An 18,943-nucleotide genomic window follows, 5' to 3' on the forward strand; every position below is an offset into this window, starting at 1 on the left:
GATTTCGAGCACCGGACGACGCCAGATCATGGCCTCGCAGTAAGACTTCGGACAGGTTTTCAGTCCAGACTGAATCCCCATAAGACATCAAGCACATGTTGTGTCGGCCGTTCGATATTTTCAGCGCGGTGCGCAATGCCGAGCTGACGCCATAGCGTCGGCTTCAGGGGGCGCATCTGGATCCGTGCATCCGGCAGCGAGGCGCCCTCCTCATGCGGCAGCAAGGTAGCTCCATAGCCTGCCGCCACCAGACTCTTGATCGCATCGTTGTAATTGAGCTGAATGCGCGGCACCGGCCGTTGTCCGCCGGTGGCGAACCATTCTTGCGTCAGATGCGAAAGCCGCGTGCCTGAGTCGTTGAGAATCAGCTTCTGGAGCGCGAGCCATTCGGGCGTGACGCGCGCAGGACAACGCCAGTCCGCCGGCAAGAACGCCATCACCGGATCCCGCCGCCAAGGCTGAACCGACAGCCGCGCCATTGGCGACTGCGGCAAAGCAACCAGCCCGACATCCAGAGTCCCTTCATTCAACCGTGTCAGCGTCTCTTGCGAAGTCAGCACCTCGACCTGCACATCGATGCCGGGATGATCCTGTCCCAACACCTCCAGAGCTTGCGGCAGCAAATGCGCAATCGCCCCGGTCGATGCCCCCAGACGCACACGTCCGGCCAGTCCCTGAACTTGCCGCTGCACGTCCTGCAGCGCTTGTTCGGCATCCGCCAGCAAGCGGCGCGCGCGTTCGATCAGGGTCTCACCGATTGTCGTGGGGCGCACCTGCCCGCGCTGGCGCGACAACAAGGCTGCGCCGACGCGTTCTTCAAGGTCGGCGATATGGAGGCTGATCGTCGGCGGCGCCAGATGCAGCACGCGCGCCGCCTCGGCGAAAGAGCCAAGATCGGCAATCGCCACCAGAGTGCGCAACCGGTCCAGATTGATTTCTCGCATGCGGCTTCCTTATTGATCCATCAAAGATCAGAAAAACTGAATCTTATCGTTATTAAATTCAACTTTTCCTATTCTATCAATGCGCGCAACATCAGTCCCAGCTTCTTTCGTTTGCGTCTTTTACGCTTATTTTCGTTGTACTTATTCGTTGTATTTCTTAGTTGTACTTTTCATCAAGGAACTCGATCATGGCCTCTCCACTTGTCTTTATCGACGGCGACCAGGGCACCACCGGTTTGCAAATCCACGAACGCCTGCGCAACCGCAGCGATATCCAATTGGTGACACTGCCGGCGGCAGAACGCAAAGACCCATTGCGCCGTGCCGAAGCCATCAACGGCGCAGATATCGCCATTCTCTGCCTGCCTGACGCCGCTGCGAAGGAAGCCGTCGCCGCCATCGAAAATCCAGCCGTGCGTGTGATCGACGCCAGTTCCGCCCATCGAACGACAGAGGGCTGGGTCTATGGTTTCCCCGAGATGGATGCCGGGCAAGCACAACTGATCGCGGGTGCAAAACGCGTGACCAATCCCGGCTGCTACCCGACTGGTGCGATCAGCCTGTTGCGCCCTCTGATACAGGCCGGCTTACTGCCGCGCGACTATCCGGTCAATGTGCAGGCGGTTTCAGGCTATTCCGGTGGCGGCCGTCCTGCCGTTGAGCAGTACGAAGGCCCATCGGCGGCACAGGCTTTGGCTTTTCAGGTATACGGCACCGCGCTCGCGCACAAACATCCGCCCGAGATGCAACGCTATACAGGGCTGACTCATCGTCCGATCTTCGTGCCTGCTTATGGTGCTTTTCGCCAGGGCATCGTGCTGACCGTTCCGCTGGAACTGCGTCTGCTCGCCGAGGGCGTCACAGGGGAACAATTGCATGCAGCCCTGAACAGCCACTACGCCGGTTCGCAACATGTGCGGGTGATCTCTCTGGAAGAAAGCAAGACATTGACACACCTTAATCCTCAGGCCCTCAACGGTACCAATGACATGGATCTGGGCGTGTTCATCAATGAGGAGCACGGGCATGTACTGTTGTCGGCAGTATTCGACAATCTGGGCAAGGGAGCGTCCGGTGCGGCGGTGCAGAATCTCGATCTCATGCTGGCGCACGGCTGACCTGCAGCTACCCTGCTGACGGGACTGTGAGCTTCACCAAACAAAAAAGCCGCATCAGCGGCTTTTTTGACGAGCAGACGCCATCACCACCGGCAGCGTGCTAAGACGACGAAACGCTGACCTCGGCAGCTCTGACCTTGCCATCGTTGCCATCAGTATCGTTGGTGGCCGGCACGATAGCCTGAAGTGATACTTTGCGGCCATGCTCTCTCGGCGAACATCCCATGGCCCTCTTGAATGCTTTGCCGAAAGCGCTTTCAGATTCGTAACCCAGCGACAAGGCGATGGCAGAAGTCGACTCGCGCGAATTCTTCAGGCGATCGCCCGCCAGCAACATCCTCCAGCGCGTCAGGTATTCCATCGGCGTCGTCCCGACCGTCTGCTTGAAACGCAAGGCGAACACCGACCTCGACATCCCGACACGCTCTGCAAGCTTCTGCAATGTCCAATCGTGTCCGGGGTCATCGTGCATGGATCGGATCGCCGCGCCCATCTGCTTGTCCGCCAGTGCAAACAGCCACCCGATGCCTTGCGTTGCCCCATCTGACAGGTGCAGCCGCAATGCCTGCACCAGCATCATGTAAGCGAGTTGTTGTGTGATCAGCGAGCCACCCGGTTGCGGATCCCGCACCTCATCTCTCATGCGCTCCAGCGACCACCGCATAGCCGCCTTGTCGGACTCCTTGCGGATATGAATGATGGGCGCCAATGCGCTCAGCAGAAAATCAGCATGACTTCCTGTCAGAACAAAATGACCGCCGACGAGATAGCAGCTTCCTGCTTTTTTCTCGACGACATCCTGATCCGAGCGCCATTTGGAACGGTACACGCCGAAATCGACCGGTTCGGCAGACAAATCCGTCGCCAGCCGGAACGGCGGCCCCGGCGGCAAGAGGTAGCACTCCCCAGCGGTCAGCAAAACCGCTTCGGGAACACATTCCACCGATAACCAGCATTGACCGGAAACCACGGCGTAACACTTGATACCGGGATGTTCCGGCCATTGGATCGCCGTCTCGCCCGGGATCTCGAATCCACCGGCGACATAACTTCGCGGTTTAAACAGCGACAACACATCTGAGAGCGGATCCATAGATCTCCGGACGATTGAACCAATAATACGGACTTTATCGCATTGATGGTATGGATACAAGCGCCTATATTCAACACCATCGGACGGCAGCAAAAGTCCTCAACTGAAACAAAGGTAAATTCATCATGCGTATTTTTGTTACCGGCGCGACCGGTTTCATCGGTTCGGTCATCGTTGCCGAACTCATCAAGGCCGGCCATCAGGTACTTGGGCTAAGCCGATCGGAAGCAGGCGCCCAATCCCTGATGGCGGCGGGTGCCGAAGTGTTTCGAGGCGATCTGGAAGACCTGGACAGCCTGCACCGTGGAGCAGCCATGTCGGACGGCGTCATCCATACCGCCTTCAACCACGACTTCTCGAAGTTTGTCGCAAACTGCGAAGCGGACGGGGAGGCCATTCAAGCGATGGGAGCCGCCCTCGCCGGTTCCGATCGTCCTCTCATCATCACCTCTGCTACCGGCATGGGAGCCGTTGCTCCGGGGCAGCCGGCAACGGAAGACAACTTCAACCCCAATCATCCGAACCCGCGCAAGGCATCGGAACTGGCGGGTATTTCAGTCGCGAGCCGCGGCGTGAACGTGTCGGTCGTCCGGCTTCCGCAGGTACATGACACCGTCAGGCAAGGTCTCATCAGCCCATTGGTGCAAATAGCACGTGAAAAAGGCGTCTCGGCGTTTGTCGGCGAGGGCCGGAATCGCTGGCCTGCGGCACACGTGAGCGATGTTGCCCGGCTTTACCGACTGGCATTGGAGCGCCGGCAAGCCGGCAGCCGATATCACGCCGTGGCGGAAGAAGGCATATCGGTTCGGGATATCGCGGAAGTCATCGGCAAAGGTCTGAAGATACCGGTCGTCAGCCTGCCTCCCGAAGAAGCGGCGGCGCATTTCGGATGGCTCGGTGATTTTGTCGGCCGCGATCTCCCCGCTTCAGGCGCCCAGACACAGGCTTTGCTCAATTGGCAGCCGGCAGGCCCCGGACTGATTGCGGATCTGGAGCGGATGAAATACGTTCAGGAGTAAAAGACAGGCAACGCAGGTGCATACCGGGCGGCGTTATCACGCTGCCCGGGTACGTGGCATAGATGCTCAGCGTTCGCCTTCCAGATTTGACTGGATGTTTTTCAACAGCGTCACCAGATCCTCGCACTGGCTTTCGGACAAGCCCACCACGGCACGTTCCAATATCTGCGCACCGGTTTTTCTGAGATCGCGCTGCAGCGCCTCCCCTTGCGCACTCAATTGCAGCCGTACGCTGCGCCGGTCTTTGAGGTCTTCTTTGGATTCCAGATCGCCGTGTTCACGCAATCCTTTCACCAGGCGTGTGAGCTGCGCCTTATCCCGCCCGGAATGCGCCGCCAGATCACTCAGCGTAGCGCCAGGATGACGCGAAAAATAATCGAGCACCCGGCTTTCCATGTGCGTAATCCCGCGAGCATCCTCGCGAAAAGCCTGCGATCGCCCCGAACGGTAAAGATGCATCACGGTGTGAATTGCATCAAAGACCCTTTCGGCGGCAGGTGATTGGTTGACTTTATCAACTTGTTTTTTCATAATGATGACATTATCAACTAATTTTTATGATCATGGAATCCAAGACAACAACCCGTGAAGTACAGCGCATACGCTACGACCTCAAGATTCGCGACGTCAAAGTCAGCGATGTCCGCCAGATTGGCGCCAATATGCTCAGCGTCACTTTCCAGGGAGACGCGCTGGCAGATTTTGTATCGCTTTCGTTCGACGACCACGTGAAGTTCATTTTCCCGGATGCAACGGGAACCTCCGTTCGGCGCGACTATACGCCATGCAACCACGACGGACAACGCAAAGAGCTCGTATTGGAGTTCGCGCTGCACGCGGAAGGTGCAGCCACTGACTGGGCGCGCCGGGCAAAAGTCGGCATGGACGCCGTCATCGCCGGCCCGCGCGGCTCGATGGTGGTGCCGACGGATTACGATTGGCATCTGCTGGTCGGCGACTTGTCTGCCGTACCGGCCATCAGCCGGCGCCTCAAAGAACTGGCTCCGGGTGTCAAGGTGACGGCTATTGTCGAGGTGGAGCAAATGGGCGACATCAGACAGTTCGAGACACTGGCCGATCTTGATATCAAATGGGTCAGCTCCGGCGAAGAACTGCTCACCGCTATCCGCAACATGGATCTGCCTGCAGGAGACGGCTATATCTGGGCTGCCGGCGAGGCCGCTACGATGAAGTCCGTGCGCGCCGTCCTGGCCGACGAGAAACAGCATCCGAAAGAAGCCATGCGCGTATCCGCCTACTGGAAGCGCGGCGCAACCGATTTCCACGAGAAACTGGACTGACTCCGAAGGGACTCCGTCGTTGCCAATATGCAGCTCATTGATGGGAAAGCCTCCCTGTCGCCATCGTGTTAATATACGTTTCATATACGCTATGTATATATTTTATATAAACACCATATCATCGACAGGCAGTCATGGGAATCGTCAAAATCACTGAGCAGATGCATACGAATCTGCGCGTCACCAGCGGCGCAATGAGCCGCTCGATCAATTCACAAGCCGAACACTGGCTTCGCGTAGGCATGATGGCCGAGCTGAATCCCGGCCTTTGTTATAACGACATCTGCCAAAAACTGATCGAGGCGGAACAACAGGCCGCCGGCTCTCCACAGGAAATAACCCTGGCGCTTGAGAAAGCATGATGAGCGAACAAGTCATCCTCAAGTCGCCGTCCGATATTGCAATGCTGCGCAAGGCAGGCGCCCTGGCCGCCGATGTCCTCCGCATGATTGGCGAACACGTGCGCCCCGGCGTCACCACCAACCAGTTAGACCAGATATGTCACGACTACATCGTTGATGTTCTTGGCGCAGTGCCCATCAATATCGGCTATAACGGCTACCCCAAAACGGTCTGCACCTCGGTCAACCATGTGATCTGTCACGGCATACCGTCCGACAAGCCTTTGAAAAATGGCGATATCGTCAATATCGACGTCGCGCTGACAAAAGACGGGTGGCATGGCGACACCAGCCGCATGTATTTTGTGGGGCAGCCCAGCATCCTCGCGAAACGGCTGGTGGATACAACCTATGAGGCCATGCGTGCAGGCATTCTCGCCGTAAAACCCGGGGCAACTCTGGGCGATATTGGCCATGCGATTCAATCGGTGGCACACAGGGAAGGTTTTAGCGTCGTGCGGGAGTATTGCGGCCATGGCATCGGCCAGATCTATCACGAGGATCTGCAGGTGCTGCATTACGGTCAGCCGGGCGAAGGTCTGGCGCTGCAAACGGGAATGGTATTCACGATTGAGCCTATGATCAACGCGGGCAAACGGCATTCCAAAGAACTGCCTGACGGATGGACCGTGGTCACCAAGGATCACTCCCTGTCTGCCCAATGGGAGCATATGGTTGCGGTGACCGAAACGGGCTTTGAAGTGCTGACGCTGTGGCCGGACGGATTTGGAGCGTATGCGCCGCTGACGGCCTGATGCCATGAAGAGGCGAACCGGGAGTAGCAAAACCGCGCAAAAGAATTGTTTTGCTTAATCTTATCGTCGATAATTGTCGCCATGAACGACACAACAAACCGCCCCCCACTTCCCGATCGTCTCTCAATCGATCCTCGCAGCCCTTTCTACAACGCTGCGATCTTTGAACACAACGTTGGCATCCGGCTCAACGATAAAGAGCGCACTGATGTTGACGAATATTGCATCAGTGAAGGCTGGATCAAAGTCCCCGCCGGCAAGGCGCTGGATCGCAAGGGCAATCCCTTGATGACCAAAGTCAAAGGCAAGGTCGAAGCTTTCTATCGCTAGAAACGGCCGTTTGTTCCGTATTTTTATTCCTGTAATTCTCTGCAAGGGCACGTGCGCCAATTGTTGGCGACGTGCCCTTTTGACCGGTTGCGGACTGCGTTCTTAAAAACGTCCGCGTAGTTATTCTCTCCGACAATAGGTGAAAGCAAGGCTATGGAATTGGCGCGATTGGAAAAACAGCTGAGTTTTCTCAGAGAAATCGATCGGTTGAAAGCCGTTGTCCGGCAATCGCCGCTGCTTGACAAAAGCCGGAAAGAAAACTCCGCTGAACATTCCTGGCATCTGGCCATGTATGCGCTGCTGCTCACCGAATATGCCTGTGCGCCGGTGAATCCCAATCGCGTTGTGCAGATGCTCCTGTTGCATGACATTGTCGAGATTGACGTCGGTGATTTTCCCATTCATGGCGGGTCGTCAGCGGGGGTACAAGCCGAACAGGAAGCGAAGGCCGCAGTGCGACTCTTTGGCCTCCTGCCGCAGCCTGAAGGCAATGAGTTTCTGTCGTTGTGGCAAGAGTTTGAACGCGGAGAAACCGAGGATGCCAGGTTCGCCAAAGCGCTTGATCGCTTTCAGCCTCTCCTGATCAATATCTTTACCGGCGGCGGCACCTGGACAGAGAACGGTGTTTCACTGGAACAAGTGCTCTCCCGCTACGGCCCTGTTATTCAAAAAGGCGCGCCCTTTTTGTGGACGGCATGCGAGCAGTGGGTAAGACAACACTTTGCGCAGCAAGCGTCGGGCAGCTAGAGAGACAAATAGAGACAAATCAAAGTCTTCTCAGGCTTTCGAAATAACGCACATCTCCGCTCAATGGATCAGTGAAAGCAATCGAGCGCGCCAGCAATTTCAACGGAGCGTCGTAGTTATCGGCCGCGTCAGCCGGTGCCGTATGCGGGTAGAAGCTGTCATTAAGAATAGGGATACCCAGCGCGGCCATATGTACACGTAGTTGATGCTTGCGCCCGGTCACTGGGTTGAGCCGGTACAACGCCTGATTTCCTCGGCGCTCAATCAGATCGATATGCGTTTCCGAGTTCGCCTCACCCGCCTCTTCGCGCATCAGGAAAAACTTGTCTGCATCCACCAGACGGCTGCGGTACACGAAAGGAAAATCGCGCCCTTCCAGCAAACCCGCCAACGCCTCATAGGTCTTGTCCATCGTGCGTTGCTGGAACATTGACTGATACGCGCCGCGACTATCCGGATTATGCGAAAAGATGATGACACCGGCGGTCTCGCGGTCGAGACGATGGATCGGTGTCAGATTATCCAGCCCGGTTTTCTTCTTGAGGCGTACGAGCAAACTTTCTTGCAAAAAACGGCCTGTCGGGATCACCGGCACGAAGTGCGGTTTATCGACCACCAGCAGATGATCGTCCTGATGCAGGATGGTTTCTTCGAAAGGAATCGCCTCTTCCCGTCCCTCCAGATCGCGATAATAAAAGATGCAGTCGCCGCGCCGGTATGGCGATGCAGGCGTCATGGCTTCACCCCGCTGATTAACGACCTCGCCGCGCGCCATACGCTGCCGCCAGGTATCTTCCGACACCCCGGGAAACCGCGCGCACAGGAATACCAGCATGTCGCGCCACTGTTGCGGCGGATCTTGCAGCCACAGATAACTTGGCGCGACGCCGTCTTTCAACGGCAAAGGTGCTTTCAGTTTCATGCCTTGCCGGTGACTTTGCGTGCGGCACGGCGTTGCCACGCGATGACGCTGGGATTGGTGTCCAGATGAGCTTTGATGCGGGTTCGCTGGACGTCGGTCAGCGGCAAGGTGCGCAGCAGCTCCGGCCAGCTTTGCATGGCGCGTTCGACGGTGTCGACCAGAATCATTTGCAGTTTCGGTTCCGGGATGCCCCAGATATTGGCCAGTTCACGCAACACGGCCGGCGTCAGCAGTTGCCGCGCCCGCTCTCCCGGCGCGAACGCCAATGCATGGCCATGCCCCGCAAGATAAGCCGAATACGCGACGATATCGTAAGCCGGCGACAGTTCTGCGACTTGCGGTGTGCGATACAGCATGCTGAAGTTTTTCAAATGCGCGTCGAAATTGCCGAGCAACTCGTTCACCTTGATCCGGCGCAATAGCTCGAATAAATCATCCTCGCCTTTGGCGCTGCGCTCAAGCAGAACAATGCCCAATGCCGCATACGTACCGGCATATTTGGCAGCGGCCGGCGTGCCGGTGATCTGCGCAAAATCTTCCATGTGCAAACGCCCGGTCGGCGTTGTTGCATCACGGTCGAAGCGGTGGATCAGCAAGAAGTTTTCAGCATCGCTGCGCAGGCCGAACGGCAGACGGTCGGCAATCGCGGTGAGCGGCACCAGTTCGTGCTCGCAGACTTGCACGCCGGCGGCGCGCGCCAATGCCAGGGACGAGAACTCGACCTCAGGCATGTGCGGATAGTCCGAGGCCGGCAACTTGCCAATGAAATGCGCGCCCTGCGCATCTTTGGAACGCATGACATAGCGCCCGCCGGAGGCGCGCACCAACCCAATCTTGGGCTGCACGCCGGAAATCGACTCGCCATCCGGCGTCGGCAACTGCCCTGCACTCATTTCGTAGCTGTCGCGCCCCTGCCCGATCAGGCGGCCGAGATGGGCGTCGTCGAGACTTTCCGACAAGGCTGAGACATCACCCGGCAGATCCTTGCCACAAAACGCCAGCAAGCCGAATTCGTCATCCGGTGGCAAACCCGCACGCTCAATCAGATGCTTGCGCAACGGCCCTTCGGGCAGGAGATTCTGAAAGAACGGCGGCAAACCACCCTTGCCGTCGCCACGATTGACTTCAAGTGCGGGATTGAGCAACTGCGCCACGGTGCGGTCTTCGGTCGACGCGCGATAGAGCTGCGACAGAACCGGCCGTTGTGCATTGATTGCGTAGGCATCGTCGAAACGGAAATAGACCCGGCCGTCATCCAGCGCAAACAAGGAGCCCACCTCGGTCACACCAAGCCGGATCCGCAATGACCGCAACATGCTCATGGCGTGCTCCTCATCAGACGATGCAGACGTTCGGAGAGTTCGGTGCGGGCGCCGTCGCCCTCACCGTCCGCCGCGCGTTGCGCAGAGACCTCCTGCGGCACCAGCAGCAGCTCGAGACCGAGTTCGCTGCAGATGGACAACAGCTTGCTGAGTTCGATGTTGCCCTTGCCGGTTTCCAGCGCTTGCAGCGTATTACGGTGGATACCGCTACGCTCGGCCAGGCTGGCCGAACTGAGCTTCTGCGATTTGCGCACTGCGCGGATGCGTGCGCCGAGGTCTTGGACGGAATGCATAATAAAGTGTGCTTATGATATTAAAGACCATTTTATTATGCATTTTGAAAAAATCAAGGATTTACACAATTAATTAGTCAAATACACAAAATGTCTATTTAACTATGCAAATTAGCCTAACCGTGGGCTTATATTTGAAATATAGTGCACAAATGAAAAATCGCCCTGCAAGGGGCGATTTCGCTGCAAAAACCGTACCGATCAACGATCAGGCAACGGTATTGACGTTGCGGCCGATGTTCGGATTGGCCGGCAATGGCGGCGGCAATGCTTGCAATACGCCAATAGCGGCAGCAGCCTGGGTGTTCAGCGCTTTTTTCAGCATGGTCATGCTAACCGCGTCGGCAGTTTCAGCAGCGGACAATGCCGAGGCAACGGCGGGAATGTTTCCAATATCCATGACAACTCCTTGAATGACTGCATTTCTTAACGTCATATTTCCGTATTTCTTTACGTCAATCAAGATTTTTTACAAAAATAATTTCAAATAATTGCCAATAAAACAAATAGTTGGCGATTCATTCAAGCGAATTACGGGCTTATTCGGGCAAAAAAAATCGCATCACGAGGATGCGATTTCAAAAATGAACCCTGATGTGCCGGGTTTTCCCCCTTCAGGCCTTGGTATTGATGAGACGGCCTATATTCGGGTTGGCTGGCAGGGCCGGGCTGACAAGAGCGACCACATCATCGACGACATGATTAGCCACTTTTGTCAGATCCAGTCCGATTCCTTCCACGGCTTTTTTCGCCAGCCAAGCGGTTGCGACACCAGTTGCCAGAGATGCGATCTCCATGATGACTCCTTCATACGGGTGCAACTTCCCGTTAGCGACACAATCTGACAACTCTTTACGATTTACACATGTCCTTATCTTTGTTTTACATAGGTTAAGATTCTGCCCGTTTGAAGCCTTACACTTGCTTCATCCAATCGCTTAAGATCGTCTCGGTATCCTTGCCATTCCGGTATTTCACCCTCTGCTTTTCCCCATGCTCCACATATTAGAAAAAATCAGCGCGTCCCCCGTCAATGCCGAACTCGATCTGCTGATCGAATTGATGACAGCCATACGCCCGAAGAAACGCGAAGCACCGGAACTGGCCATTACCAACGTGCGCACACTGACGCACGTGCTGCAACAGCATCCGCACCATGCGGCAACGTTGCGCCATTACCTGCTGCATTTGTTGTCGGAGCGGCGCCAGACCAGCCTGTACACCGACATCGGCATTCTCTCCAATGACGGCTTCTTTTCAGAGCTGCATCGCCGTATCGCCTATCGCATCCTGCCCCCGGCTCTGGACGACCGTTATCTACCCGACTGTCTGGAAAAGATATTCCCTTTCGATACCGATTATCTGTGGATGCAAGCCGTTCCGCCGGAGGATTGGGCGGCGCTGTTTGAAATCGTCAGCCAGGCTGAAGTCGAATTAGCTGATCTCGAACAAATCGACGAGCAAAAGACGCTAACGGAAATTCTGCTCGCCATCCAGGTGCTGTCGTATCGCATCAGCGCCATCGGCATCGAACCTGAACTGATCCGTATTTACAGTGACATCAAAGCGTTTGAATCGCCCTTTCTGATGCAAAATGTCGAGCTGCACCGCTATCTCGACGGCTACATGCGTCATCTCAATGGTGACCCGACACCCATAGAAGACGCCAGCCACGTACTGGTGATGCTGGAGCAATGCCAGGATGTCGTGAAGAAGATCCGCAACAGCACCCTGCGCCTGGGCACCAGCATCTCTGTCACTTATCGCCTGGTGCGCCTGGATCAGCATCTGGATCGCCTGCACAAATTGCTGTCATTGGTTGATGTCGGTACCACCGACACGTCTGCCGCCATCACCAACGAAAAGCGCAGCATCGGCCTTCAACTGGGATTGGAACTGATCGAAGCGCACAACCGCAAATACACCGTGCGCGACCTGTTCGCCGCCAATATCAACCTGCTGGCGCGCAACATCACCGAGAACGCCAGCCGTACCGGCGAGCATTACATTGCCGAAGACCGCCGCGAATACGCCGCCATGTACCGCTCTGCGGCGGGCGCCGGGTTCATCATCGGCTTTATGTCGCTGATCAAGATCCTGTTTTCGTACCTACGCGCCGCGCCGCTGGTGGAAGCATTTTTGTTCAGCATGAATTATTCGCTGGGCTTCATGTTCATCCACGTGCTGCACTTTACTGTCGCCACCAAACAACCGGCGATGACCGCCTCGCGCATTGCGGCAGGCTTGCATAGCCGCGATGGCCGCAACATTGATCTCGACAGCCTGACGGAACTGATTGTCAAGGTCGTGCGTACTCAGTTCGTGGCGGTGCTGGGCAATCTGACCATCGCCTTCCCTGTGGCGTATCTGCTGGTCTACGGCTATTTCCTCATGACCGGGCATCACTTCGTCACACCGGACAAAGCCGGGCATCTGCTGCATGATATCGATCCGTTTTCCAGCCTGGCCTTGTTCCATGCTGCCATCGCGGGTGTCTGCCTGTTCCTGGCGGGTTTGATCTCCGGCTACTATGACAACAAGGCGCTTTACACACGCATGTCGCAGCGCGTAGCGCGTGCACGCTGGCTCAACGGCTTGCTTGGCAAGGCGCGCACCGCCCGTCTGGGCGACTATCTGGAAACTGGCCTCGGCGGCCTGATGGGGAATTTTTACTTCGGTATTTTGCTCGGTACCATCGGTACGATCGGCTTCATGATCGGCTTACCGATCGACATCCGCCACATCACGTTCTCCGCGACCAATTTTGCCATTGCGCTGGTTGCCCTGGATCATGCGGTGAGCTGGCACGTGATTGCAGTATCGACCTTCGGCGTGCTCTCGATCGGCATGGTGAACTTGTGGGTAAGCTTTTCGCTGGCGCTGTTTGTAGCCTTGCGCTCACGCCAGGTCAAATTCCGCCACGGCTGGCCATTGGTGAAATCGCTGTGCCGGCGCTTCCTTAAAAAGCCGGTGGACTTTTTCATGCCACCGAAGACGGCACCAATGCCGGAGTCGCAGAACGGCGTCGAGCCGTCCTGAGATTTATTTCGCAGGCTTGTCCAGCTGCTCGTAGACCGTATTGGCAATCCGCGCCAGCTCGCCGCGGTCAATGCTGCCGGACAAGGCATAGCCGAACTTGCCGTCGATCCAATAGAACACGTTGACCGTACCTTCTTGTGCGAAACGGAAACCGGTGTCCTTGTTCTGCACCTGGTCGGTGGAAACGTACAAGGTCAATCGCTGCCCGGCGCCGTCGTGGTACATGAACTGCGCCACCGGCCCGCTTTGTCCCGGCAACAGACGTCCACCGATGAGTTCATAGCCCAGCGGCGCCAGCTTGGGAGCTCGGACGTCGGCGCCGATGCGTTTGGATAGCCAGCGCACCAGGGCTTCTTCCTGATCAGCACCGACTTCAACCGGCCGGCGTGGATCCGGCGTATAAACGGCGTGGGCGACAGCCGCACGGCGCGCCATCATCAACGGCGCATCCACGCGTGTCACCGATCCGGCGGCGCTGGCGATCCAGGACACCGACGACGACTGCGCCGCACCGTGCAGATACCATCCTCCGGCACCGGCGAACACGGCGACGATCAGGATTGCAGCATAGCGCTGCAACAACTCCCAGCTACTGCTGGGGCGTGCCGACAGCCGCGCGGGTACGGGCTCATCCAGCACGGGATCAAACAACAGGTGCAAGGCTTGATTCTGATGGCGATAAGTGCGCAGGCGTTCAGCCTCATCCGGATTGCTTTCCAGATAGGCGGCAACTTCTTCCAGGCGTTCTTCGGGCAGCAGGCCGTCGACATAACCTTGCAAGTCGGCTTCGGTAATCGGCATCGGTTTCATTTGACCACCTTCAACGGCGAAAGCTGGGGCCGCCCCTCGACCAGCGTCCGCAAGCGCTCACGGGCACGCGACAGGCGCGACATGACAGTCCCGATGGGGATGTTCAGGGTCACAGCAACTTCTTCATACGTCATTTCTTCCAGCACAACCAGCAACAAAATCTCTCTCTGCTCGGCCGCCAGCATACGCAAGGCAGATTCCAGGTCGTAGCCCACCAGCCGATCCGGCGCATAGGCGGGCGTGGCCAACGCATCTTCGTCATCCAGCGTCACGGTTGGTATCATCGGCTTACGGCGCTGATCAACATGCAGGTTGTGCATGATGCTGAACAGCCACGGCCGCATGTCGGTACCCTTGCGCCAGCTCGACAGTTTTTGCCAGGCGCGTTCCATGGTGTCTTGCACAAGATCGTCCGCGCCGGCACGATCGCCCACCAACGCCCGCGCGTAACGGCGCAGGCGTGGGAGACAGGCTAGCAAATGACTTTCGTCGGACATAGGCTTGTGGTGGGCGCGCAGTGAATTGGCGAATCAGTTTTTGACAACGTGCCAGATGTTCTTAAAGTTGTCGCCGTTGCGGTCACCCGCCTTCTTGTCAGCGGCGAAGGTATACAACGGCTTGCCGTTGAAGGCCAATTGCGGGCTGCCATCGTCGCGCTTGATGACGGAAAACGGTGCGCTCGGCGTACCTTTTGGCGCAACCGGTGGCCAGTTTGCCGCACATGGGCCGTTGCAGACGCTTTTGCCCGCCGTGTCGTTATCGAAGGTATAAACGGTCATGCCGCTGGTGGTGACGAGAATATCGTCAGCCTTCGTGATGGCCATCTCTTCGGCAAAGGCGGCAGGCGCGACAAAAGACAGCGAGGACAGCAAAGACAAGGTCAACAGGGAGAGTGGGAGCAGTTTCATTTCAGTATTCCTTTGGTGTCAGGGTTACGCGATTTGCCTTACCCATGGCCCGGTATACGTGACGTACGACGGCTTTATTCCACGCGACTGAAAATATTTTTTTCGTCTCTGCCTTGCTGTGCTCTGCTACTTGCTCACCACGGTGCGCTGCATCGGCGCCAGCAAGGCCAGCAGCTTGTTCTGCGTGCGCGAAGGAATATTTGCCTTATCCATCGCAGCCTGCAAGTCTTCCACCAGGGCATTGAATTGCATGTTATTCAGCGCCAGCCCCTGATGCACTTCTTTCATCGGGTCACCGCTGTATTTGCACGGGCCGCCGCTGAGTTCACAGAACTGTTCCGTGATCAGCTTGGCTAGGCGCTTCATGTCGGTATCCTTGAAGGTATCCTTGATGCGCACATCAGCCAAGGCCAACGCCAGAGTGTCGTCAACTACTTTGGTCAGCACTTCCAGCCCACCCAGATCGCGATAGAGACTGTCGTCGTCTTTTTGCGCCTGTACGGGCAATGCCGTCATCAGGATGACCATGGCCGCTGCCAGCCAGACGGCTTTCTTTATCAGAGTTTTCATCAGAAGCCCGCCTGCACGGAGAGATACACGCCATCCTGGCGTTTGGGGTTATAGACGGTGATATCACCCAACGACACATAGGCCAGCGTCAGCGACAGGTTCTTGCTGGGGAACCAGGCGACGAAGGCGTCGTAGTAATCCTTTTCGTTGTCGGCGGCCAGATTGCGGGGTTTCATGCGGTACTCGGCACCCACTACCCATTTGCGATTCAGCAGATACGCTACCGAGCCTTCCAGCATGGCCTGATAGCGGTCGCCCTTGTCGCCGCCAAAGCCGAGGATGCCCATCTGATTGGCTTTGGTAGCGCGCACCGTAGCGTTGATCAGCAGGCTCTGGTCCAGAAACAGCTTGGTCGCCGCCAGATAGTAATCAATGCCGGAGTCATCCTTGGCGCCCAGCAGCTTGACGTTATTAACCGCACCCAGCCCACCGATACCGTTGTTGCGTTTGATCATCATGCCGGCGGCGATCTGCGGCATCCAGGTGTCCTGGTCGTAGACGATATCGCCGGCCAGTTTGACCTTGATGCCGTAGATGTCCTGGTCAATACGCAGATTGTTGAGTGGCTCCTGACTGCCGGTAAAGCGTTGCTTGGCCACCGACAGTTCTACCCGGTCGGCGATACCGACGGCAACGCCATATGAGGCGAGTTTGTAGTCCTGCGTGCCGACATAGGTGTAATGTGCATTGGCGCCGTAGCTGTCGCGCGTGCCGTAGCCGGTAATGGTCGCCCATGGCACCAGTCCGCCACCGCCTGCACCTTCGACCTGAATCACGCCGGCCGTTGCCATCAGTTTGCCCAGATCGGGCGTCATGCTACTGGTTTGTGCGGCAACGGAAACCGACACCATGGACAGCGCCCAGGCCGACATGGCGATCAGTGGCTTGAACGGTCCGGATGTTTTATTGACCTGCTTGTCTGTCATGTTCCCCCCTGGTGGCACGACTTGCTGTTGAGCAAATCATATCGCCATATTTTCCGACTGGCCAGGCATTTCCGGGGCTTTCCATTGCTCCAGCCACTCGATAAAGCGGTCTCCCGGCATCGGCTTGCTCATGTAATATCCCTGCGCCTGATCGCAGCCCATCTGCTTGAGCAGATGCCAGACGGCAAGCGTCTCGAGTCCTTCCGCGACAACGCGCAGGCCGAGGTTGTGGCCGAGATCGATGGTCGATTTAACGATCTTGGCGTCATCGGCGTCATGCTCCATGTTCATGACGAAGGATTTATCGATTTTCAGCTCGTCCACCGGCAAACGCTTCAGATAAGCCAGCGACGAATACCCTGTGCCGAAATCATCAATCGCCAGCTCCACGCCCATGCCGTGCAAACGCTCCAGCGTCAGTTGCGCACGTATCGGATCATCCATGATCGCGCTCTCGGTAATCTCAAGGCACATTGACGACGGCGACAATTGATTACGCGTCAGGATATCGGCGAAATGCGTCGGCAAATCCTGATCGAGCAAGTCGCGCGTCGACAAATTGACCGAAAATTTCAGTGTGATGCCCTTCTTCTGCAGCTCGGCGCACAGGATTGCCGTCCTGTTCAACATCCAGGACGTCAGCATGCGAATGAAACCGGTAGTCTCTGCAAACGGAATGAAGTTATCCGGGCCGATGAAGCCCTTTTCCGGATGTACCCAACGCACCAGCGCTTCAGCGCCAACCACCTTACCTGTGGCCAGTTCCACCTTGGGTTGGGCATACAGGAGGAATTCATTGCGATCAAGCGCGCGGCGCAGCTCACTCAAGAGGCTCAGACTTTCCTGGCTGCTCTTGTCGATGGACGGATCGTAGACGGTAAAGCCGCTGCCGCGTCGCTTGGCAACGTACATCGCGACTTCGGCGCTGCTGAGCAGCGTATCGCTGTTCTGCCCGTTTTCAGGATAACCGGATATACCGATACCAGCGCCCAGATCGACGGTCTGGTCGCCGATGGAGATCGGCATTTCCAAGGACTGCAAAATGCGCTTGGCCTGGCGGATCGCTTCAGTTACATCTGTGGCCGGCAGCAAGATGGCGTACTCGTCACCGCCGAGACGGGCGACTTTATCGTTTTCGCGCTCCAGTTGCTGCTCAAGACGACGGCCGACTTCGCGCAACAAGCTGTCGCCAAAACTGTGACCCAGCACGTCGTTGACGTGCTGGAAACGGTCCAGATCCATCATCAAAATATGGCACTGCCCGTTGCTGGCCTTGGCGCGCTCAATGGCAGAATTCAGCAAGGTTGCAAACTGCACGCGATTGGGCAAATCGGTCAGCGGATCCCAATACGCCAGGCGTCTGATTTCGAGTTCGCGGTTGGCGATGCCGGTACGCATGCTCTCAAAAGCATCTGCCAGTTTGCCGATCTCGTCACCGCCCTTGATTTCAATCCGGGCGCGATAGTCGCCTGCACCCAGTCGCTTGGCGATGTCCGCCAATGACCGCAAAGGGCTGGTGATGCGACGCGCCACGAAAGCACTGGCAAAGATCGCCATGACCACGCCGATCACGCTGATGGTCAGCAGAATCAGCTGCAGACGCCGGTATGGTGCGACCGCCTCACTGATCGAGCGCTGCAATACCGCGACAGCACTTTGATTGGACGATCCCTTGGCCAGCACCAGCAGGCGTGCGCTGTAATCGTTATCGCCGATGGTGAGTTGAGGAATGAAAGAACTGTTGTCCTGCTTTTGCGGCAACTGACGCATCAGCATGCCGGATTCTTCTTTCGGCAAGGTCGACACATCCTGCTGCCACTGGCCACCACGTGTACTGACCATGACGCTGACTTGCAGCGACGACAAGGCGCGCATGTCAGAGATCAGTTTCTGATCTACCGGAAAGCCCATCACGATCCAGCCGATGACGACCGGCGCTCGTACCGGTACGGCCACGATCTGGAACAGACTGTCGTCAACGATCACTGTCTCCGACGCACCATTGGTATCCGCCCCCTTGGTCACCAGCTCCAGTGCGCTACGCTGCAGGTCTGCGCTGGGATAAGCTTGTGTGGAAGCCTTGATCTGCTGATCTGTGCCGATCAGCATCGACAAGGTTGCGCCGATGCGGGCGCCATGGTTTTCCAGCACAGAGGTAATCGTGCCGCGGTCATCGGTGCCGATGGCCTGGCGAAAGCCGAAATCCGATGCCAGCAGGCGCGCTCCCTGGGTCAGTTTGTCTGCATTCTGTTCCAGCAACCGTAAAAACACACGCTCGCCGATGATCAGTTCGTCGCGAATCGAGGCACGGGCGTTTTCATCAATGGCTTTGCGAATGGCCACAAAACCCGCCAGTTGCACCAGCAGAATCAGGACGATGAACAGCGCGACGATGCGGTTTTCTAGACGATGCCAACGCACTTTGAATGTATCCCCTTTTATCTC

Annotated in this window: 22 protein-coding genes; 8 read left to right on the forward strand and 14 right to left on the reverse strand. The window is 56.9% G+C overall.

Features of this window, described 5'->3' with window-relative positions:
- Nucleotides 1–59: 59 nt before the first annotated feature.
- Nucleotides 60–944 carry a LysR family transcriptional regulator gene (locus hmeg3_RS12720; RefSeq protein WP_094564043.1) on the reverse strand — a complete coding sequence of 295 codons (885 nt, stop codon included), beginning with the start codon at nucleotides 942–944 and terminating at the stop codon, nucleotides 60–62.
- A 188-nt stretch (nucleotides 945–1,132) separates the two neighbouring features.
- On the opposite strand from hmeg3_RS12720, the gene argC reads away from it, so the two are divergent.
- On the forward strand, nucleotides 1,133–2,062 hold the full coding sequence (gene argC, locus hmeg3_RS12725) for an N-acetyl-gamma-glutamyl-phosphate reductase (RefSeq protein WP_094564044.1): 930 nt from the start codon (nucleotides 1,133–1,135) through the stop codon (nucleotides 2,060–2,062).
- 100 nt (nucleotides 2,063–2,162) lie between these two features.
- Here argC and hmeg3_RS12730 read toward each other — a convergent pair whose 3' ends face one another.
- On the reverse strand, nucleotides 2,163–3,155 hold the full coding sequence (locus hmeg3_RS12730; protein ID WP_094564045.1) for an AraC family transcriptional regulator: 993 nt from the start codon (nucleotides 3,153–3,155) through the stop codon (nucleotides 2,163–2,165).
- A 125-nt stretch (nucleotides 3,156–3,280) separates the two neighbouring features.
- Between hmeg3_RS12730 and hmeg3_RS12735 the strand changes: the two genes are divergently transcribed.
- A complete protein-coding gene (locus tag hmeg3_RS12735) occupies nucleotides 3,281–4,174 on the forward strand; it encodes an SDR family oxidoreductase (RefSeq protein WP_094564046.1) in 894 nt (297 codons plus the stop codon).
- Between the two features lie 66 nt (nucleotides 4,175–4,240).
- On the opposite strand, the gene hmeg3_RS12740 is transcribed toward hmeg3_RS12735, so the two are convergent.
- Nucleotides 4,241–4,570, reverse strand: coding sequence for a MarR family winged helix-turn-helix transcriptional regulator (locus hmeg3_RS12740; RefSeq protein ID WP_232511635.1), 330 nt, complete (start codon nucleotides 4,568–4,570; stop codon nucleotides 4,241–4,243).
- A gap of 167 nt (nucleotides 4,571–4,737) precedes the next feature.
- Here hmeg3_RS12740 and hmeg3_RS12745 point away from each other — a divergent pair, with 167 nt between their 5' ends.
- The 5 genes from hmeg3_RS12745 to hmeg3_RS12765 all read left to right on the forward strand — a co-directional run bounded on the left by hmeg3_RS12745 (nucleotide 4,738) and on the right by hmeg3_RS12765 (nucleotide 7,708).
- Nucleotides 4,738–5,475: a siderophore-interacting protein gene (locus hmeg3_RS12745; protein WP_094566313.1), complete on the forward strand. Its 738-nt coding sequence runs from the start codon at nucleotides 4,738–4,740 to the stop codon at nucleotides 5,473–5,475.
- Between the two features lie 134 nt (nucleotides 5,476–5,609).
- Complete coding sequence (locus hmeg3_RS12750) at nucleotides 5,610–5,837, forward strand: ParD-like family protein (protein WP_094564047.1); 228 nt, start codon at nucleotides 5,610–5,612, stop codon at nucleotides 5,835–5,837.
- Entirely contained in the window at nucleotides 5,834–6,631 is a 798-nt protein-coding gene (gene map, locus hmeg3_RS12755; protein ID WP_369828819.1) for a type I methionyl aminopeptidase, read from the forward strand. Before hmeg3_RS12750 ends, map begins: the two co-directional genes overlap by 4 nt.
- 81 nt (nucleotides 6,632–6,712) lie before the next feature.
- Nucleotides 6,713–6,961 (forward strand): DUF3297 family protein, encoded by a 249-nt coding sequence (locus hmeg3_RS12760; protein WP_094564049.1) that lies wholly within the window; start codon nucleotides 6,713–6,715, stop codon nucleotides 6,959–6,961.
- A gap of 153 nt (nucleotides 6,962–7,114) precedes the next feature.
- Nucleotides 7,115–7,708, forward strand: a complete 594-nt coding sequence (locus hmeg3_RS12765) for an HD family hydrolase (protein WP_094564050.1) — start codon at nucleotides 7,115–7,117, stop codon at nucleotides 7,706–7,708.
- A gap of 19 nt (nucleotides 7,709–7,727) precedes the next feature.
- Here hmeg3_RS12765 and hmeg3_RS12770 read toward each other — a convergent pair whose 3' ends face one another.
- From hmeg3_RS12770 to hmeg3_RS12790, 5 genes are all read right to left on the reverse strand, one after another.
- Nucleotides 7,728–8,630: a pseudouridine synthase gene (locus tag hmeg3_RS12770; RefSeq protein WP_094564051.1), complete on the reverse strand. Its 903-nt coding sequence runs from the start codon at nucleotides 8,628–8,630 to the stop codon at nucleotides 7,728–7,730.
- Complete coding sequence (locus hmeg3_RS12775) at nucleotides 8,627–9,952, reverse strand: type II toxin-antitoxin system HipA family toxin (RefSeq protein WP_094564052.1); 1,326 nt, start codon at nucleotides 9,950–9,952, stop codon at nucleotides 8,627–8,629. Before hmeg3_RS12775 ends, hmeg3_RS12770 begins: the two co-directional genes overlap by 4 nt.
- Nucleotides 9,949–10,245: a helix-turn-helix domain-containing protein gene (locus tag hmeg3_RS12780; RefSeq protein ID WP_094564053.1), complete on the reverse strand. Its 297-nt coding sequence runs from the start codon at nucleotides 10,243–10,245 to the stop codon at nucleotides 9,949–9,951. The genes hmeg3_RS12775 and hmeg3_RS12780 overlap by 4 nt, the downstream gene beginning before the upstream one ends.
- Nucleotides 10,246–10,453: 208 nt before the next feature.
- Nucleotides 10,454–10,645, reverse strand: coding sequence for a YjfB family protein (locus hmeg3_RS12785; RefSeq protein ID WP_094564054.1), 192 nt, complete (start codon nucleotides 10,643–10,645; stop codon nucleotides 10,454–10,456).
- Nucleotides 10,646–10,859: 214 nt separating this feature from the next.
- On the reverse strand, nucleotides 10,860–11,042 hold the full coding sequence (locus tag hmeg3_RS12790) for a hypothetical protein (protein WP_094564055.1): 183 nt from the start codon (nucleotides 11,040–11,042) through the stop codon (nucleotides 10,860–10,862).
- 196 nt (nucleotides 11,043–11,238) lie between these two features.
- Here hmeg3_RS12790 and hmeg3_RS12795 point away from each other — a divergent pair, with 196 nt between their 5' ends.
- On the forward strand, nucleotides 11,239–13,284 hold the full coding sequence (locus tag hmeg3_RS12795; RefSeq protein ID WP_094564056.1) for a site-specific recombinase: 2,046 nt from the start codon (nucleotides 11,239–11,241) through the stop codon (nucleotides 13,282–13,284).
- Between the two features lie 3 nt (nucleotides 13,285–13,287).
- On the opposite strand, the gene hmeg3_RS12800 is transcribed toward hmeg3_RS12795, so the two are convergent.
- The 6 genes from hmeg3_RS12800 to hmeg3_RS12825 all read right to left on the reverse strand — a co-directional run bounded on the left by hmeg3_RS12800 (nucleotide 13,288) and on the right by hmeg3_RS12825 (nucleotide 18,919).
- Nucleotides 13,288–14,094 (reverse strand): anti-sigma factor, encoded by an 807-nt coding sequence (locus hmeg3_RS12800; protein ID WP_094564057.1) that lies wholly within the window; start codon nucleotides 14,092–14,094, stop codon nucleotides 13,288–13,290.
- Nucleotides 14,091–14,591: an RNA polymerase sigma factor gene (locus hmeg3_RS12805; protein ID WP_094564058.1), complete on the reverse strand. Its 501-nt coding sequence runs from the start codon at nucleotides 14,589–14,591 to the stop codon at nucleotides 14,091–14,093. Before hmeg3_RS12805 ends, hmeg3_RS12800 begins: the two co-directional genes overlap by 4 nt.
- A gap of 33 nt (nucleotides 14,592–14,624) precedes the next feature.
- The gene (locus hmeg3_RS12810; protein WP_094564059.1) at nucleotides 14,625–15,002 is read right to left on the reverse strand and encodes a hypothetical protein; all 378 of its coding nucleotides are present in this window, start codon (nucleotides 15,000–15,002) and stop codon (nucleotides 14,625–14,627) included.
- Nucleotides 15,003–15,128: 126 nt separating this feature from the next.
- A complete protein-coding gene (locus tag hmeg3_RS12815) occupies nucleotides 15,129–15,572 on the reverse strand; it encodes a group 1 truncated hemoglobin (protein ID WP_094564060.1) in 444 nt (147 codons plus the stop codon).
- Nucleotides 15,572–16,423, reverse strand: a complete 852-nt coding sequence (locus tag hmeg3_RS12820) for a DUF3034 family protein (RefSeq protein ID WP_232512004.1) — start codon at nucleotides 16,421–16,423, stop codon at nucleotides 15,572–15,574. The genes hmeg3_RS12815 and hmeg3_RS12820 overlap by 1 nt, the downstream gene beginning before the upstream one ends.
- 111 nt (nucleotides 16,424–16,534) lie before the next feature.
- Nucleotides 16,535–18,919: a bifunctional diguanylate cyclase/phosphodiesterase gene (locus hmeg3_RS12825; RefSeq protein ID WP_094564062.1), complete on the reverse strand. Its 2,385-nt coding sequence runs from the start codon at nucleotides 18,917–18,919 to the stop codon at nucleotides 16,535–16,537.
- Between the last annotated feature and the right edge of the window lie 24 nt (nucleotides 18,920–18,943).

It is taken from the genome of Herbaspirillum sp. meg3, assembly GCF_002257565.1.
In the GTDB taxonomy this organism is placed as follows: domain Bacteria; phylum Pseudomonadota; class Gammaproteobacteria; order Burkholderiales; family Burkholderiaceae_D; genus Herbaspirillum.

Bases quoted from the DNA above. Each gene is read 5' to 3' on its own strand.
- hmeg3_RS12780 (WP_094564053.1), bottom strand. From the start codon at position 10,245: ATGCATTCCGTCCAAGACCTCGGCGCACGCATCCGCGCAGTGCGCAAA.
- argC (WP_094564044.1), top strand. From the start codon at position 1,133: ATGGCCTCTCCACTTGTCTTTATCGACGGCGACCAGGGCACCACCGGT.
- map (WP_369828819.1), top strand. From the start codon at position 5,834: ATGATGAGCGAACAAGTCATCCTCAAGTCGCCGTCCGATATTGCAATG.
- hmeg3_RS12740 (WP_232511635.1), bottom strand. From the start codon at position 4,570: ATGGAAAGCCGGGTGCTCGATTATTTTTCGCGTCATCCTGGCGCTACG.
- hmeg3_RS12805 (WP_094564058.1), bottom strand. From the start codon at position 14,591: ATGTCCGACGAAAGTCATTTGCTAGCCTGTCTCCCACGCCTGCGCCGT.
- hmeg3_RS12795 (WP_094564056.1), top strand. From the start codon at position 11,239: ATGCTCCACATATTAGAAAAAATCAGCGCGTCCCCCGTCAATGCCGAA.
- hmeg3_RS12745 (WP_094566313.1), top strand. From the start codon at position 4,738: ATGGAATCCAAGACAACAACCCGTGAAGTACAGCGCATACGCTACGAC.
- hmeg3_RS12820 (WP_232512004.1), bottom strand. From the start codon at position 16,423: ATGGTGTCGGTTTCCGTTGCCGCACAAACCAGTAGCATGACGCCCGAT.
- hmeg3_RS12735 (WP_094564046.1), top strand. From the start codon at position 3,281: ATGCGTATTTTTGTTACCGGCGCGACCGGTTTCATCGGTTCGGTCATC.
- hmeg3_RS12800 (WP_094564057.1), bottom strand. From the start codon at position 14,094: ATGAAACCGATGCCGATTACCGAAGCCGACTTGCAAGGTTATGTCGAC.
- hmeg3_RS12790 (WP_094564055.1), bottom strand. From the start codon at position 11,042: ATGGAGATCGCATCTCTGGCAACTGGTGTCGCAACCGCTTGGCTGGCG.
- hmeg3_RS12720 (WP_094564043.1), bottom strand. From the start codon at position 944: ATGCGAGAAATCAATCTGGACCGGTTGCGCACTCTGGTGGCGATTGCC.
- hmeg3_RS12750 (WP_094564047.1), top strand. From the start codon at position 5,610: ATGGGAATCGTCAAAATCACTGAGCAGATGCATACGAATCTGCGCGTC.
- hmeg3_RS12730 (WP_094564045.1), bottom strand. From the start codon at position 3,155: ATGGATCCGCTCTCAGATGTGTTGTCGCTGTTTAAACCGCGAAGTTAT.
- hmeg3_RS12775 (WP_094564052.1), bottom strand. From the start codon at position 9,952: ATGAGCATGTTGCGGTCATTGCGGATCCGGCTTGGTGTGACCGAGGTG.
- hmeg3_RS12815 (WP_094564060.1), bottom strand. From the start codon at position 15,572: ATGAAAACTCTGATAAAGAAAGCCGTCTGGCTGGCAGCGGCCATGGTC.
- hmeg3_RS12760 (WP_094564049.1), top strand. From the start codon at position 6,713: ATGAACGACACAACAAACCGCCCCCCACTTCCCGATCGTCTCTCAATC.
- hmeg3_RS12810 (WP_094564059.1), bottom strand. From the start codon at position 15,002: ATGAAACTGCTCCCACTCTCCCTGTTGACCTTGTCTTTGCTGTCCTCG.
- hmeg3_RS12785 (WP_094564054.1), bottom strand. From the start codon at position 10,645: ATGGATATTGGAAACATTCCCGCCGTTGCCTCGGCATTGTCCGCTGCT.
- hmeg3_RS12765 (WP_094564050.1), top strand. From the start codon at position 7,115: ATGGAATTGGCGCGATTGGAAAAACAGCTGAGTTTTCTCAGAGAAATC.
- hmeg3_RS12770 (WP_094564051.1), bottom strand. From the start codon at position 8,630: ATGAAACTGAAAGCACCTTTGCCGTTGAAAGACGGCGTCGCGCCAAGT.